The following is a 13,745-nucleotide window of genomic DNA, read 5'->3' on the forward strand; positions in this document are numbered from 1 at the left end:
TTCGCCGAACATGATACGCGTCGTCACAGGTTCCCACCGCAGCAACACATAAGGAAGGCTCTTCAAGACAAAGCGGTTCATGTTGCTGAAAGCATCTGTGAAACACGAACGCATTTGCTTCATCCAGCTCTGCCAGACTGCGAACGGCCGCGCCCAGCTCAATTACAGAAGGTTGATGACCACCAGATACTCCCCTCTTCATCTATTTTCGCCACAATAGCTGCGGTTTGATGGGAAGGCAGTTCATCTCATTAGCTTGCATTTTAATATCGAACCAAGGACCTTTTGATCCGCAATCGAGCAGTCCAAAACTGGAGCAAATCTAACGCCCGTTAACCTCAGAACGATTATTGTGGTAGAGTAGGTTAAGCGGAAGGAGAACGCGTTGATGATAGACACAAAACCAGATGGATCAGACTCAGTGTGGATAGAATGGTTCTCCAAGAAGATGGATGAGGCCACCCCAGAGGAAGAGGCGTTCTGGAAAAGACGGCGACTGCTCGGGCTTGGGGTTGGTCTCGACGAAAACGGCAACATCGTCTCTGCAAAAGATGTGCTGCGAGCTGAAATCTATCGATCTGTCTCGATGGTGAATCAGGATGAAGCTTGTGTCTTGTTGGGCCTCTCAGGCATGGATCCTGCTGCCACCCTGACACGTCACGAGGACGATGGGCAGATCCTACGCTTCGACAATGAGGGACAGGCGGCCTACCCTCTATTCCAGTTCGACGTGATCAGGCAGCGGTTTTTTCCTGTACTTATTGAGTTAATGAAGATGCGCTTAAACGACTGGGACAGTCAGATGGCGCTTATACATTGGCTCACCCGGCCTAACTGCAGCCTTGGTGGTGCGCGGCCCTGCGATAAATTAGCGGAAGATGCGAACGCCATACTGGCCAGCTTTCGAGCTGAAATATCTGAACATTTGCACAGATAAGAAGCGAGCAGCGTTCGAGAGGCTACCGGCTTATGGTTTGCTACTGATAAGCAGATAAATAACGACCTGGTCCGGCGTGAGCCGCAGCGAGCAGTCGCTTTCGCAGGTCATCTAAGCGACAGCTCAGGGCCGCATTTACGAATGGATCCTGCCCGTTGGCATCTGCCGCGATTGAGAGATGTGGAACACCGAAAGGCAATAATTGCCCATTCCGATCTACGAGTTTGCCATTGGAGAAATTCGATTTCTGATCAAGACCACATTTAGTCAGATGCATCTGCAGCCGTCTTGAGCGCGAGTGAACAGCGTCGACGACCTTCTCTCGGGGTATCCGGATCCGAGAAGTCGGCTGCAATGGCGTCGAACTCCGGATCTTCTTCTCCATGTGCCGTGAACACATGGGCTCCTTCCGCCCGCAGTCGCCTGTCCCATCCCGGACCGTCCTCCGGCTACAAGTGCCGTCTCGCCCGCAAGGCGTTTTGGTCGACCGTCCAAACCCATCTGCATCATTGCCAGTTCACCTGTGCAGGTTCTTCCAACCAAAGATAATGCAGCACCGGATTTGGGGCGATTTTTCGAGATGACCTAAAGTTGGGTGATCATCACGGTTTGTCTAATTGCTAATTAGCCTCAGTATTTCTTCGAAAAGCCCCGCCATTTCTAACTGCCCCTTCTTTCCGGTCCTGCCAAACTCTTGAATTCCTCGACCGTCAATCACAGCGTGCTGAAAAGCTACTCGGTACCCAATTTTTGAAGCAGCAATAGGTACCTCTGCGTGTGCGCTGCTACAATATGCTTCTACATCTGCAACCTGATTTCCGCGCGCCGACGTTTGCGATAGCAAAAATAGCTTTCTACAGTCTTTGTTATTGAGAAGGCTTACCGTGCTTGCGACAGCACGCACATCAAAGAGCGACGGACGCAGCGGCAGTAGGATGAGATCGGATTTTCGGGCAACGAGATCAAACAGCGCCCAATCATCCCTACCGGGCGTATCAATTATGACGTAGTCGAAACAATCTTGCTGTGCTTGGTCTAAGGTTTGAACCAATGTCGTCAGTGTGGCGGAAACTACAACAGGATTTTCATCTCCCCGCATCCGAGACCATTCCATCACCGATCCTTGCGGATCGGTGTCGATGATTGCTACCTGACATCCTTCGCGAGACAAAAGCGCCTCCATGGCGAGATGAACTGCAATTGTTGACTTGCCGCTGCCCCCTTTTTGCCCAACTAAGCTTATGATCTTAGTCATAGCGCGCTCCGATCGCCTGTTTGGTCGCTGCTCATTGCCTCCGCGACCAGCACGTCAAAACGCTTCATGATCATGGCCTTCAGAGTGGCATGTTCGATCTGAATAGCCTTTTGAAGGAGGGCGTTCACGTATGAATCACCCTCATATTCTAACCTGCAAAGATCACGCGTGTTGAAAGTCGCGCTTGCGAGTGCGGTTCTTGCCTTTTCATACGACTTTTCAGGCGGCCTATAAGCCGTTACGGAAAGAGGATCGTCTGCGGCCTCCCTGATCGCTATCATAGCCAGTAAAATAGGATCATTAGAACTACGGTATATTCGATCAATAACCTTCCCGCAGACTTTACTCTGTGAGTTATGCGGCAACTCTTGTAGTGCTTTGACCAGCCTCTCCCATTTGGGACGACCTGCCCTTGACGAAAGAAGCGCCCTGGGAAACTCTTCAGTCTTTGCGAGGTCTTTTAGCTTCCCGTATATCCCAAGCAGCTTTGAAATATCGGTTGTCGAGAGGTTCATCATCTTGGCGATGCGAATTTGCTTGTAAGACAATTTCTTTAGTTCAATCATGATGCCGATTTTATCGCCGACTGTGTAGTCGGTTCTGGCAAGATTTTCCTGCAATTGAGCTGCCAATCTCGCATCCCCTTCGATTGGTCGCACAATCGCCTTAAGCGGAATCCCCAAGAGGGATGCGATACGAAGCCGAGTGCGCCCGGCAATGATTGGATATTTGCCCGTATGCGGATCGGATGGGCCAACGAGGATAGGTTGTTGTTGGCCGTGCTCCTCTATGCTTGCCTTCAGGGCATCAAAACCCTCTGGCAAAAGTGAGAACCGATCCCTGAGACCGGCGCTCCGATCAATGTCATCTGGCGAAATTTCTATCACTGTTTCGGACATGTTGGCAGCTGCCAACTTTTGGCTCGGCGCGCACTCTGCTGCGGCGATGGCACGAAGGCTCGCGTTCTTCCGATACGTCATGTGATGTTCTCCTTAATGCTGTCTTTGTGCTGAAAATGCACAAATGTTCTGGGCCTAATCCCTTTCACGAAGGGGATATCTGTTCATTTTCAGAACTCGGAAGTAGGTTTGGTTAAAAATTTGAAATCGCTTTAGCGCGCGAATTAGGGCTCTTTCCAAGTGATGTCTCGGTTTTGAGGAAAGGCTTGCTGACATGCGCTGCTGCACATCAAAAATCGGCCGAGGGGTTCCCCTCGACCAAACCAATTAAACACTTAGTAAACTGGACAACTTCTCGGCATTCTTCACGTTAAGTACTGTCGAAATTCGATCAGCCAGTCTGGCTACTGCCTTCTGCATCCGAAGGAGCGCATACCCGCGCTCGGTCATGTGTATCTCCTCCCACGAGCCCGAAGTGCAGCATTCATCGAAGTGGAGCGAGGTACGCGTTTCGGAGGAAATGGCTGGTTCAATGCTTTCCGCGAGTTCCTGCAGGTTGTGAACCACCTTTTCCGTAAAGCTGTCCGCAACCAAATCGCCGCGTAGCACGCTTGCTATCGGGTCAAGATTACCCTTGACGAGTTCCCCCATCGCTTCGAATTGGGACCAAGCTTCCGCGACCTCGCGGGCGGTCTCAACAGCCTCGAAAATAGCGCGCGAAAGCGCCTCCTGATGCACGTATTGATCAAGCATAGGGGTTCTCCTTTACAACAGCCTTCCGGTTCCCACTGGTCCGAAACTGATATTGGCTCAAAGCCTCCTCGAACGCTTCCGCCAGCAGGTCGATTTCTACCGAATACGCATCGATAGCATTCGGTCTGATGCGCCCTGCCGCATTTTTGCTTTTGCACTCGCAAACAGATGGTTCTGCGATCAGCGCTTGAAGCATGTAGGCGTCTTGAAGCATCCGGCGGGTGATCGGTCCTCCACGGCACAGGTCGTCCAGAAAGATCTGCGCTTTGCGCAAAGATTGCTTCCCGCCGAGTAGGAACGCGGCGTGTTGGACCGCCTGGTGATACCTTTCTGCAAAGTGGTGACGTGGGGTGGTTGGTTGTGGAACTTCGAACATCTCGTTCTCCATTCAATGCCCTCGGCAGGATGCCTCGGGTGACAAGATCGGCCACTATTCATCTTCCTATGTCGAGGAGCGCAGCCTAAGTGGCTTGATCCGTTCAGGGATTGTTTTGGTCTCCCGGTGCCTTCGCAAAGGGGGCACTGGGAGACCAAAACGATCCTGGATCGACCGATGATGTCCCTTCATGTGGCAAAGCATCTTCACGGCAACTTCGACTTCAGAAAGGAACCGACGGCTTTCTTGCCCCCTCAGCGCTTTGGTCCCTGCCCCGTATTGATGCCTCCGGCAGTTGCACGCTGCTTCCAGTGCACTTCCAGCTCGCATCCCAGGTACCTGCACACAGGTTGGCTCTGACCTGGCACTAAATTGGCCACGCCAATGTTGTCCCTATTGCATCCTCACAGTTTCGATAAAGACGATGGTTCGAAATGTGATGGTGCGAACTACCAAGCAGAATTTTCGGCATTCTGCGATCCATGAGGTTGCTTCTGCGCAGCTTGATGCCGAACACATAAATTCGGCCAACTGAAGGTGGAAACTTCGTACTTGGCCGAATGGCTTGATGAGTTCGAAACTCGGGCCGAAGCTAAAGACACGCCCTTGGTCATCGAGAACGTGGCCCTCGAACTCGCACGCGTTTTACCTCGAGAACCGGTTTCGGGTGCGACGCCGCTGGCGGCGGCTCGTAGGTTTCCAAATCGACCTCTGAAGAAAACTCGTCTGGCTTTTGGGAAGCAGGCTCGTCAGTTTTTTGAGAGGCCCAAGAAAGCGCCTGGAAAAGCGCCGAGCCCGTCTTGATGCTGTCGAACTGGGTCGCCTGCGAGATGGCCGCTTCCGCGTCCTCCGCTGATCGAGCTGTCTGAAGACGGTGCCGTTCAGCATCCGCTTCTTTTTTGCGTGCAGCTTCGCGCTCCTGCGCGATCACCGCAGCGGAATCCCTTGATTTTTCCCGCTCCAACGCACGTAACAGCATCCATGCCTGCCATGCGGTATTGTTGTGGGTTTGGGTCGCCTGACGCCGCCTCCCTGCAATGCTGGTGTCTTCGCCCTCTTCGCGCAATCGTCGCGACCGCGCCGCCCGACGGGGCCCAAGATGATCCTGAGCAATCAAGCCGTCGGGCGCATTTCCATCGGCTGCCATGGTTCTGTAGGATCGCAAATCTATACGTGCCTGTGAACCGATGCGCTTCAATGCGGCATTGGTTCTGCTTTCCCATTCCTGCCTCAGTCGCAGGATTTCCTCAGGCCCCGTTTTTCGATCGTCGAGAATCCGCGTCTTCCCACCGAAGGCGCCGGTGAGTGGGCATACCTCTCGAGTCGTCATCAGGATGTGCGCATGGAAGTTCCGGTTTGTGCGGCTGGGATCAAAAAGAGATTCGAGATAGTCTTCTTGCGCCATGGCAATCTTGCCGGCCTGATGGCGATTTTCCTTAGCGCCATCCAGGAACCTCGGTGCATGGATGTCTGCCTGCATGGCGACGCCGTAGTTATCTCTGAGCCAGAGGCAGAATCCACGAACGAGCCTCACCTGCTCGGCCAGCGGTAGCTCGGCCGGCAGGCTGGGGCGCAGTTCCCGGACGACGCGCGCATTGCCACGTGTCTCGGCCATCTCCGCATTGTTCCAAAGCATCGCAGCTGTCCCTTCCCAGTTGATTAGCTCGTGAGACAGAAGCCCACCTTTCCTGGCAGACCGAAAGTACCTACCCGTGCGCCCATCACGCCATGAGGAGCGGGCACAATAAGCGCCGGATTTGACGGCGTTTCGTCCGTCAGCTCTGGAATGGATTACGACCTCAAGTCTACTGGCAGGATGTATCATGTCTAAGATGTTGTGCTCGAGCACAATATCCGCTCCTTCAGCCCCGCCGGCGAGGCGCGCAGCAAACTTCAGTTTGCGTAACTGCGCGCTTGCCTCCGGCTCGCGGGCAGAATGCCTTCGCCAATTTTTTTTGCGAGATTCTGATGAGGCGCCTACTTCCTTCTCAGGGGGAAGGAGTTGATCTATGAAACCAAGCGAGAAGAACCATGACCTGGAAACGCGCATTGAGGAAGCACAGGCCAAGTTGAAAGACTTAAAGGCGGTGGCCCGGAAGCAAGCGCGCCGGGATGAGACTCGACGCAAAATTCTCTATGGCGCGGCGGTCTTGGATATCATTGCAAAGTGGCGCGATGAAACAGGCAAAACCGAAGGACGGCAAATTGAGGATGCGAGCAGAGCCGACCGCATGATGTTGGCGTTGCACGACCGAGTTTCTCGGAAAAGTGACCGCATTTTTCTTGGCCTGGAAGAGCGAACGGAAACGCTATAGACAACATGGCTTTCATATAGGGGCGCCTCGCAGCCCCACAGCAACCTGTAGCACAGGCATGGCGACTTGTCATATCGCTGGTACTGCCGTCTTGATCTAAGCGAACGGTTTCCGGACCACTCATCCTTCTCCAGGAACTGCCATCTCCGGTTCCGTAACAGCGAACTGCCGGCCACTATCATTCCCACAATCAGAAGTCGCCGGGCTGTTGATTGTCACTGAGAGCTGACCCGGTGGGGGTGCGGACGAAAAGTTGGACTATCTTGGAGATAGTTCATGTACAGCTACGAAGAACGACTGCGCGCGGTTAAGCTTTATATCAAGCTCGGCAAGCGCGCTCAGGCCACCATCCGTGAGTTGGGGTATCCAACGAAGAACGCCCTTAAAGGGTGGTATCGAGAATACCAACGTCTGCAGGACTTGCCGATACGATCGGCGCCACGCCCGCCTAAATTCTCGCTGGCGCAAAAGCAGGTGGCGTTAGAACATTATGCAACCCATGGCCGCTGCATCTCATGGACGCTGAGTGCTTTAGGCTATCCAGGCCGAGCCACAATGACGGCTTGGGTACGCGAGGCCTTTCCTGACATGAAGCCGGCCTCCAACGCGGCATATGGCCCTGGCAACCACTCTGACGCCGTGAAGCAGGCTGCTGTGGCCGGGCTATATAGCCGTCAAGAAAGTGCCCAGGCCCTGGCCGAAAAGTTCGGAGTTAGTCGGCCGACGCTCTATGCTTGGAAAACACAGATCCTTGGCCCGGAGGCTCCTGCCATGATGAAACGCAAGAAGAGTGTCCTTCCCCCAGAGCTTGAAGCGTTGGAGCGTCAGCGTGAAGCACTGCTGCGTGACATTCGCGAGCTCCAGATTGAGCATGATCTGCTCAAGACTGCGAGTGAAATGATAAAAAAGGAACTCGGCGGCGATCTGCAGAGCCTGAGCAATCGGGAAAAAACCATGCTGATCGTCGCCCTAAAAAAACGGTATAAGACACCAGCGCTGTTGGCTCGGCTGGGTCTCGCGCGCAGCTCGTACTTTTACCACCGCGCTCGCATGAAACAGGGAGATAAGTATCTTCCCATTCGACAGGCCATGAAGGAGGCTTTCGAAAGCAACCATCGCTGTTACGGCTACCGTCGCCTCAAAGCATATATGACGCGGGACTCCATCTCGATCTCCGAAAAAGTGGTGCGGCGCCTGATGAAGCAGGAAGCTTTGATCGTCCCTAAGCCGAAGCGCCGACGTTACAGCTCATATCTGGGTGAGATTAGTCCTGCGCCGGAGAATATCATCAACCGAAAATTCCAGACGGCAGCGCCAAACGAGAAGTGGCTGACCGATATCACCGAGTTCCACATCCGAGCGGGAAAAGTCTATCTTTCCCCAATCATCGATTGCTTCGACGGCCTCGTCTTAAGTTGGACCATAGGGACCAGACCGGATGCCGATCTCGTAAACTCAATGCTTGATGCAGCGGTAGAGACCATCGCTGACAGCGAAGTGCGGCCCATCGTCCACAGCGATCGCGGAGGCCACTATCGCTGGCCTGGCTGGCTGGAACGTATCGATGCAGCAAAGCTCGTTCGTTCGATGTCACGAAAGGCGAGTTCGCAGGACAATGCCGCATGTGAAGGCTTCTTCGGACGCCTGAAGACTGAGTTCTTCTATCCTCGCCATTGGCGAGCCTTCACCGTGGCCCAGTTTATTGACGAGGTTGACGCCTACATCCGTTGGTATAACGAAACACGCATCAAGATGTCCCTTGGTGGCAGAAGCCCAATTGAGTACCGTAAAAGCCTCGGCCTTATGCCGTGAAAACAGTCCAAGTTTTTGTCCGCACCCCCGGTATTTTCACCGAGATTTGACCCACCCTCAGTTATGCGTCGTGGTTTATGACGCGGTCAATGTTTTGGCTCCTTTCGTGTTTTCTTTGCAGCCTCAGCGCTGGCCTTGAAGCGGTAGCTGTCGTTTCCGGTTTCGAGGATGTGGCAGCGGTGGGTCAGCCTATCGAGGAGTGCGGTTGTCATCTTTGCATCCCCGAAGACCTGTGCCCATTCTGAGAAGCTGAGGTTTGTGGTTATGATGACGCTGGTGCGCTCGTAGAGCTTGCTGAGCAGATGGAAGAGCAGCGCCCCGCCCGTTGAACTGAACGGCAGGTAGCCGAGTTCGTCCAAGATGACCAAGTCGACCTTCGTCAGCATCTCGGCCAGCTTCCCTGCTTTACCAAGTGCCTTCTCCTGTTCCAGCGCGTTGACCAATTCCACGGTCGAGAAGAAGCGCACCTTACGCCGGTGATGTTCGATGGCTTGGACGCCGATTGCCGTGGCTGTATGGCTCTTGCCCGTTCCGGGACCGCCGATCAAAACAACATTCTCGGCCGCTTCGATAAACTCGCATCGGTGTAGCTGCCGCACTGTCGCTTCGTTGATCTCACTCGATGCAAAGTCGAAGCCCGTCAGATCCTTGTATGCGGGGAAGCGGGCAACCTTCGTGTGGTAGGCGATGGACCGCACCTCGCGTTCGGCGATCTCGGCCTTGAGCAGCTGTGACAGCATTGGTGTGGCAGCTTCGAACGCTGGCGCGCCCTGGGCGACCAAGTCTTCAATCGCATTTGCCATGCCGTATAGCTTGAGACTGCGCAGCATGATGACGATAGAGGCTCCTGCTGGGTCATGACGCATGGCGCTTCTCCTCAGTCTTTCGCAACCCGTCATAGCGAGCGACGTTGGCCTCTGGAGTTGTCTGCAATGCCAGTGCGTCCGGCGGATCGACCTCTGGGTGATCTGTCGGTCTGCGGTCGATCAATCGATGCAACAGGTTCAGGATGTGCGTCTTGGTGGGGACGCCCGCTTCAAGTGCCAGTTCCACTGCACGCAAAACGTCCTCTTCGTTGTGCTGAAGAACCAAAGACAGAATGTCCACCATCTCTCGGTCACCGCCTTCTTTACGCAGCATGTGATCCTGCAATTGACGGAAGGCATCCGGCATCTCCGTGAACGGCGCGCCATTCCGAAGTGCGCCCGGTTTGCGTTGGATAACAGCGAGATAGTGGCGCCAATCATAGATGACCTTGCCGGGCTTGCGATGAGATCGCTCGATGATCCGCGCATGCTTGCAAACCGCTTGCCCTTCAGCGACCACGACCAGCCGTTCGGGATAGACATGCAAACTGACACGGCGGTTCGCAAAGCTGGCAGGAACGCTGTAGCGATTGCGTTCGAACGTGATCAGGCAAGTGGGTGACACACGCTTACTGTGTTCGATAAAGCCATCGAATGCCGGCGGCAGTGCCATCAGCGTTGGCTTCTCGGCCTCCCACACGTCAGCGATGGACCCCGGCAATGCCTTGTGCGGTGTCTCTGTCCAAAGGGCGATACAGCGGTCTTCAAGCCATTGGTTCAGCTCTGCCAGATCGGCGCAGACCGGCATGACCTGCCACATGCGGTTGCGCGCATCCTGCACGTTCTTCTCAACCTGGCCTTTCTCCCAACGGGCTGCCGGATTGCAGAACTCGGGCTCAAATACGTAGTGGCTGGCCATAGCCTTGAAGCGTGCATTGACATCCCGCTGCTTGCCTTTGCCCACACGATCAACGGCGGTCTTCATATTGTCATAGATCCCGCGACCAGGCACACCGCCGAACACGCGGAATGCATGCCAGTGGGCGTCAAACAGCATCTCGTGCGTTTGCAGCGGGTAGGCCCGCACCAAGAAGGCGCGGCTGTGTGACAGTTTGATATGCGCAACCTGAAGTTTGACGCGCTCACCGCCGATGTTGGCCCAGTCCTCGCTCCAATCGAATTGGAAGGCTTCGCCGGGCGCGAACACCAAAGGCACGTAGGTGCCGCGCCCCGTCGTCTGCTCCGCTTGATGCCGATCTTCACGCCAAGCCCGAGCAAAAGCGGCAACGCGTTCATAGGAACCATCGTAGCCTAACTTCACAAGATCAGCGTGCATTTGCTTGATCGTACGCCGCTCCTTGCGCGACTTCCGCGTCTGGATCAAAAGCCAGGCTGATAGCCGATCCGCGTAGGGATCCAGCCTGCTTGGACGCTTGGGCGTCTTGAACTGTGGCTCTACCGCGCCTTCGCGCAGATACTTCCTGATCGTATTTCGAGACAAACCCGTCCGCCGGGCGATCTCGCGTATCGGCATTTTGTCACGCAATGCCCAGCGTCTGATGACACTCAAAAATCCCATGTCGATCACTCCAAATCCCCCCAACCAAAACCGTCGGGGCAGTGTGTTCACATGGGTCAATTCTCAGTGACAATTTATGGGGCTACCGGGTCAGCTCTCAGTGACAATCAACATTATCTAATCCCAAGAAGCTCCAACATTCGCTACTGTGCCGGTAAGGTATGAGAGTATAAATTCTTCAATTCGAAAAAGTCCGTCACTGAGAACGGGAAGCAATCCATCTATTTTCGCCCGAGTATTTCAGGAAAATGGAAATTGCCTTTTAATTTGGCTTTGTAGCAACGGATACTCCTTGGCGAAACATGACAATTCATGACCTACTATAAAAGTGCTGTGAAGAATTAAACTTGGTGTCTTCTTGCCCGCTGTCTCAAAAAGTTAGATAGAGGGCGGATCCCGGACTCAGGGACGACGAGCGCTTTTTTCCGTTACGACCGCTGTAAGCTCATGTAAATGGATCTAATAACGTCTAACCAAGACAAAAGGACTTTTCGCCTGGCAAGAGGGATTCATTTCATGGAGCGGCTTGTAGAATAGCAGTCATCGGTTTTGCATTGGCTCCCTCAAACGACATCAAGGCGCCAATCTCTACTAAAAACGGAGAGAGAAAGAAGCAGCCTCTCACTGTGAGCCCTCGAGAAGGCCGATGAAGTCAACATCAAACAAGTATTTCCAAAGAGGTCTAATTGGCTTCTTACCTTCTGGAGAGCGATGGTAGCAGATTGACGAACCTCCCAGAGGTCTTCTGCTTTGCCATTCTCAGAAAAATGAAGCGGAGCATGAACATATTGTATAGACAGCTGTTCGAAACTTTGCAGCGCAAACTGGGTAGAGCGATAGAAACCAAAAAAGTCTGGATATTTCCGAGCGTCAACTATCGCAACTGGATTCGAATCTTCCAAGATCTCACGAAATTCTAATTTGTTCAGATCGCTCATTGCAATCAAAACCATCCTGTTCCGCTCATCCTCTGGAAAGAGAGATAGCTGCCTGGGCGAAGCTTCAGGATACGTGCTTGCACGCTTCTGAAAATAAACTCTGTTCGTGTTATCTACGAGGGTGAGTTTTGGCTTAACCATTTTCTGCCTCTAACCCCAGTTCCCGCTCAAGTTCGACATAGGAAACTTTGTAGCTGTCGTGCGGTCCACCCCAAGCGGGGCGCCCAGTCACACGTTCGCCGGTGATCTTATCTTTGTAGTCTCGATCTTTCAAGAACACTCTTCTATACATGCGCGGCGCTACGCCCACGAAAGGTCTGAACAAGACTTTAAGTTGGCTCGGTTCGCCTGTCTCTTCTGCTTCAGCACCTCGGAGAGGCCCATCGTTAACAGTTCGCACTGCCGAAGGAGGCTCCCAGTTCCTGACTTGCGTTGTGATCGCGTCGTCGTGCAGCTCTGTTGCCTTGCTTTTTGGATAAGGCTCGATGAATTGAACTTCATCGATGCCTGCTGCAACAATATGGCGCGCGCAATAGTGACATGGATAGGTCGTTACATAAAGTCGACACCCTTTCGGTGAGACGCCGACTACAGATGCGGAAAGTATTGCGTCCATTTCTGCATGCACAGCGCGACTAAATTCAAGAAGCCCGCCCAATCTCGTCTTTCTTATTTTACGAAGTGCTTCATCGACACCACCTTCTCCCACAAGACCCGGGAACTGACCTATTAGTTCTCTGATTATTTCATTCTGCTCGTGGTTACTGCTGCAAAAGGGTTTACCTCGAAATGCACATCGATGATCGTGTGAATGCTCTTGGTCAAAGCCCTCCCCGTAAACTCCCCCACCTGCTTTCGGAACCTCATTAGTCCCAGTCGCCACGATATTTCCATTACGATCAACTAATGCAGCTCCGACTTGACGCGAAAGACATGCGCTTCGCATTTGTGCGGAGCGCGCATGATGCATGGCTGTCTCTGATATACTTGGACGCACTATACTCTTCTGAGAGATAAGAGAGACAAATCGTTTGAGATGGTCGTTCATTCCTGTGATAGTTAGCGTTTCATTCCCATCCTGCGAGTTGTCCACAAAGAAGTCTGCTTCATGGAACGTATCAGAAACGTGCTGCCCAAACTTTTCAGGGGCGTCCTCGTCTCGCTCAAGAAAAGACTTCACAAGCTGTTTGCTCATATCACTTCCCCGCTCGGCTCGGTCGAAGAAGTTCTCGCGGATTCGCTTTTCGCGGACATGCGGATCACACACAACTCCAATTAAAGCAAAGGAATCCTGATATACTTGCCTTAGCAAATTCGCCTCCGCAGGGTGTCGAAGTGAGTCGATAATATAGACACGCTTCTGACCATCAGGTGCTACGTCACCCGCACTACTGGCGTCTCTCCCCTGCATTCTCGCCCGTTCTGTCGATACCCTTCGTAAGAGGAAGCGAGCTATTGCAGCATGGTCCTCTTTTCCGCCGGGATAATTTCCACGTCGGAGATCATCACCTCTGTTCTGCATGGTTGTAATGCTTTCGACGCTTTTCCGGCCATCTATCGGAGGAACTGCGAGCTCGAAAGCGAGTGATACTTCCCTAATTATTTCGCTGGCCTTAATAACTACGGCGCTATATCCATCATCCTCAAAGAACGCTTGAAGCAGCTTGGCTGCGGTTCCCGCGCCTGAGCCTGCGGGCCCAACGATGGCAATGAACAATTCTTTGCTGTGGTGTTTCTCAAGGATTGATTGTCCCGTTCCAGTGATTTCTGGAAATTTCCTTGGAGCTTCAGCAGCCTTTACGTTCATTTTGTTGTCCTTTGTAAATGAGAGCTAAAATTAGTTAAGCGATAGTATACCTTTGATCGCCTGCCAATGGCTTGTGCCTCTTTGCGCCTGTCTTGGTTATTGAGTATTATCTCGTATCTGTAATCGTTGTTTTCTGTTCGATGTCGGGAATTTTACCTGCGGCAAAGAAGCTTTGATCCATGACTGCAGCCGTTTCCAAGGCATGTGGTGCGGATGCTATAGCAACATGTAAAGCTTTGCTGGGCCGACGGCGCAGAGGAAATTATGA

At 53.2% G+C, this 13,745-nt stretch carries 12 protein-coding genes and 1 pseudogene; 4 read left to right on the forward strand and 9 right to left on the reverse strand.

The genetic code is table 11. The annotated features are described in order from the left end of the window. The first annotated feature begins 388 nt into the window (after nt 1–388). Nucleotides 389–937 (forward strand): hypothetical protein, encoded by a 549-nt coding sequence (locus tag ACSQ16_RS11940; protein WP_435988503.1) that lies wholly within the window; start codon nt 389–391, stop codon nt 935–937. A 613-nt stretch (nt 938–1,550) separates the two neighbouring features. Here the strand turns inward: ACSQ16_RS11940 and ACSQ16_RS11945 are convergent. From ACSQ16_RS11945 to ACSQ16_RS11965, 5 genes are all read right to left on the reverse strand, one after another. Further along, the gene (locus tag ACSQ16_RS11945; protein ID WP_435988504.1) at nt 1,551–2,192 is read right to left on the reverse strand and encodes an AAA family ATPase; all 642 of its coding nucleotides are present in this window, start codon (nt 2,190–2,192) and stop codon (nt 1,551–1,553) included. Next, nucleotides 2,189–3,172, reverse strand: a complete 984-nt coding sequence (locus ACSQ16_RS11950) for a ParB/RepB/Spo0J family partition protein (RefSeq protein ID WP_435988505.1) — start codon at nt 3,170–3,172, stop codon at nt 2,189–2,191. Before ACSQ16_RS11950 ends, ACSQ16_RS11945 begins: the two co-directional genes overlap by 4 nt. A 246-nt stretch (nt 3,173–3,418) precedes the next feature. Further along, entirely contained in the window at nt 3,419–3,844 is a 426-nt protein-coding gene (locus tag ACSQ16_RS11955) for a hypothetical protein (RefSeq protein ID WP_435988506.1), read from the reverse strand. After that, nucleotides 3,837–4,232, reverse strand: a complete 396-nt coding sequence (locus tag ACSQ16_RS11960) for a hypothetical protein (protein ID WP_435988507.1) — start codon at nt 4,230–4,232, stop codon at nt 3,837–3,839. The genes ACSQ16_RS11955 and ACSQ16_RS11960 overlap by 8 nt, the downstream gene beginning before the upstream one ends. Before the next feature lie 598 nt (nt 4,233–4,830). Continuing rightward, nucleotides 4,831–6,045 carry a MobA/MobL family protein gene (locus ACSQ16_RS11965; RefSeq protein ID WP_435988798.1) on the reverse strand — a complete coding sequence of 405 codons (1,215 nt, stop codon included), beginning with the start codon at nt 6,043–6,045 and terminating at the stop codon, nt 4,831–4,833. Nucleotides 6,046–6,229: 184 nt separating this feature from the next. On the opposite strand from ACSQ16_RS11965, the gene ACSQ16_RS11970 reads away from it, so the two are divergent. The 3 genes and pseudogenes from ACSQ16_RS11970 to ACSQ16_RS11980 all read left to right on the forward strand — a co-directional run bounded on the left by ACSQ16_RS11970 (nt 6,230) and on the right by ACSQ16_RS11980 (nt 8,347). After that, nucleotides 6,230–6,535, forward strand: a complete 306-nt coding sequence (locus tag ACSQ16_RS11970) for a hypothetical protein (RefSeq protein ID WP_435988508.1) — start codon at nt 6,230–6,232, stop codon at nt 6,533–6,535. A gap of 57 nt (nt 6,536–6,592) precedes the next feature. Continuing rightward, nucleotides 6,593–6,703 (forward strand): annotated as a pseudogene (locus ACSQ16_RS11975) (transposase); the annotation flags it as partial. Nucleotides 6,704–6,811: 108 nt separating this feature from the next. Beyond that, the gene (locus ACSQ16_RS11980; RefSeq protein WP_435988509.1) at nt 6,812–8,347 is read left to right on the forward strand and encodes an IS3 family transposase; all 1,536 of its coding nucleotides are present in this window, start codon (nt 6,812–6,814) and stop codon (nt 8,345–8,347) included. An 86-nt stretch (nt 8,348–8,433) separates the two neighbouring features. Here the strand turns inward: ACSQ16_RS11980 and istB are convergent, their stop codons facing one another. The 4 genes from istB to ACSQ16_RS12000 all read right to left on the reverse strand — a co-directional run bounded on the left by istB (nt 8,434) and on the right by ACSQ16_RS12000 (nt 13,477). Continuing rightward, nucleotides 8,434–9,213 carry an IS21-like element helper ATPase IstB gene (gene istB / locus ACSQ16_RS11985; protein WP_209217220.1) on the reverse strand — a complete coding sequence of 260 codons (780 nt, stop codon included), beginning with the start codon at nt 9,211–9,213 and terminating at the stop codon, nt 8,434–8,436. Next, nucleotides 9,203–10,732, reverse strand: coding sequence for an IS21 family transposase (gene istA / locus ACSQ16_RS11990; RefSeq protein ID WP_435988799.1), 1,530 nt, complete (start codon nt 10,730–10,732; stop codon nt 9,203–9,205). Before istA ends, istB begins: the two co-directional genes overlap by 11 nt. Before the next feature lie 563 nt (nt 10,733–11,295). After that, the gene (locus tag ACSQ16_RS11995) at nt 11,296–11,670 is read right to left on the reverse strand and encodes a hypothetical protein (protein ID WP_435988510.1); all 375 of its coding nucleotides are present in this window, start codon (nt 11,668–11,670) and stop codon (nt 11,296–11,298) included. Nucleotides 11,671–11,803: 133 nt separating this feature from the next. Next, on the reverse strand, nt 11,804–13,477 hold the full coding sequence (locus ACSQ16_RS12000; RefSeq protein WP_435988511.1) for an anti-phage dCTP deaminase: 1,674 nt from the start codon (nt 13,475–13,477) through the stop codon (nt 11,804–11,806). Between the last annotated feature and the right edge of the window lie 268 nt (nt 13,478–13,745).

This window comes from Sulfitobacter sp. SH24 (assembly GCF_965641895.1).
Lineage (GTDB): Bacteria > Pseudomonadota > Alphaproteobacteria > Rhodobacterales > Rhodobacteraceae > Sulfitobacter > Sulfitobacter dubius.